The 2,251-nt window shown below is 66.5% G+C and carries 1 protein-coding gene; it reads left to right on the top strand.

What is annotated here, in order from left to right; all coding sequences use genetic code 11:
• The coding region (locus tag ACRDUX_RS22410; RefSeq protein WP_526416628.1) for a condensation domain-containing protein at positions 1-2,251 on the top strand (2,251 nt) is incomplete at both ends.

The following is a 2,251-nucleotide window of genomic DNA, read 5'->3' as shown; positions in this document are numbered from 1 at the left end:
GGTCTGCTGCGCTACCTGAATCCCGACGTGGAGCTGGGCGGGTCGGATCCGACCATCGGATTCAACTACCTCGGCCGTCTCGGTGCGGGCGCGGGCGACCTTTCCGATGAGCTGTGGCGGATCAGCGAGGACAGTTTCGCGCTGACGGACGTGGCATCGGCGGTGACAACGCCGTTGGCGCACACCGTGGAGCTCAACGCAGGCACCATGGACACCGATGCAGGCCCGCATCTGCAGGCCGCCTGGACGTGGGCGCCCTCGACGGTCGATGAAACCCAGGTGCAGCGGCTGAGCCAGCTGTGGTTCGACGCCTTGGCCGGTATCTGCGCCCATGTGCAACACGGCGGAGGTGGGCTGACCCCTTCGGACCTTTCGCCGGCCCGGCTCAGCCAGCAGCAGGTCGACGAGCTGGTACAGAAGTACGACATCGCCGACGTCTTGCCCCTGACCCCCCTGCAGCAGGGCCTACTGTTCCAAGCCAGCTTCGTCGAGGGCCCCGGCGACGACGTGTATGCGGTGCAGCTCGGGACCACCGTGACCGGTGCCCTCGATCCTCTCCGGCTGCGCGATGCGGTGCACACCGTGGTCGCCCGCCATCCCAATTTGGCGGCAAGGTTCGACGAACAGTTCGGCGAGCCGGTGCAGATCATCCCCGCCGAACCCGAAATAGCCTGGCAGTACCTCGAACTCGACGTCGACGAGCAGGTTGAGCGGCTCTGCGCCGCCGAGCGCACCGCGGTCTGCGATCTGGCCGCCCAGCCGGCCTTCCGCGCCGCTTTGGTCCGCACCGCCGAGAATCGGCACCGGTTCGTGATGACCATTCACCACATCGTGATCGACGGCTGGTCGCTACCGATCCTCCTGCAGGAGATCTTCGCCAGCTATTACGGACACCGTCTGCCTGCAGCCGCGCCGTATCGCAACTTCGTCAGCTGGCTCGCCAGTCAGGATCGCGATGCCGCCCGAGCGGCGTGGGGCGAGGTGTTCGACGGTTTCGACACCCCGACCCTGGTCGGTCCTCCCGCTCAGGCAGGGCGGCGAAACGTCGAGTCCTTCTCCGTGCCCGAACACACCACGCAGGCTCTCACCGAGCTGGCGCGTTCGCACCACACCACCGTCAACACGGTGTTGCAGGCGGCGTGGGCGCAGACGCTGACCTGGTTGACCGGGCAGCATGACGTGGCCTTCGGCACCGCGGTTTCTGGACGGCCCACCGACATGGTTGGCGCGGAGTCGATGGTGGGCCTGTTGATCAACACGGTGCCGGTCCGGGCGAACATCACCGTCGCCACCACCGTCGCCGAGCTGTTGAACCAGCTGCAGGGCGCCCACAACGACATCGTCGAGCACGAGCACTTGGCGCTCGGCGAGATTCATCGCGTCACTGGCCACGAACGACTGTTCGACACCCTCTTCGTCTACGAGAACTATCCGATCGACTCCGACGCGCTGTTGGGTGTGCAGGAGCTGGCGATCACCGAGTTCACCAGCCGCGAGTACAACCACTACCCGCTGTCGGTGGTGGCCATGCCGGGTCAGCAGATGGGTCTGCGCGTCGAATACGACACCGACGTGTTCAACGCCGCCGACGTCGAGACACTGGTCAATCGGTTGCAGCAGGTGTTGGCCGTGATGCCCTCCGATCCCACCCGGCGGTTGTCGTCCATCGATCTGCTCGATTCGGTCGAGCACGACCGCCTGGACGAGTGGGGCAACCGGGCGGTGTTGACCCTGCCTGCGACCACACCGACGTCGATTCCGGAGTTGTTCGCCGCACAGGTGGCCCGCGCTCCCGAGGCGGTGGCGATCAGCTGTGGTGAGCGGTCGTGGTCCTACCGTGAGCTCGACGAAGCCTCCAACCGGTTGGCGAACCTCCTGTCCAGTCATGGCGCGGGTCCGGGTGAGCGGGTGGCACTGCTGCTTCCTCGGACCGCTGAGGCGATCGCGGCGATCCTGGCGGTGATCAAGACCGGTGCCGCGTATCTGCCGATCGACCCCGCGCATCCCGACGCGCGGGTCGAGTTCGTGCTCAACGATGCCGCGCCGATCGTGGCCATCACCACGGCGGACCTGCGTTCGCGGCTAGACGCGGCCGACTTGCTCGTCATCGACGTCGACGATGATGCCGTCGACTCCCAACCGAGCACCGCATTGCCTGCGCCGGCTCCGGATGACATTGCGTACATCATCTACACCTCGGGCACCACCGGTGCTCCCACGGGGGTGGCGGTCGCCCACCGCAACGTCACCC

The organism is Mycobacterium sp., assembly GCF_050701675.1.
Taxonomy (GTDB): Bacteria; Actinomycetota; Actinomycetes; order Mycobacteriales; family Mycobacteriaceae; genus Mycobacterium.
Note: the sequence above shows the minus strand (reverse complement) of the source record. Positions and strands in the feature narration are given on the sequence as shown.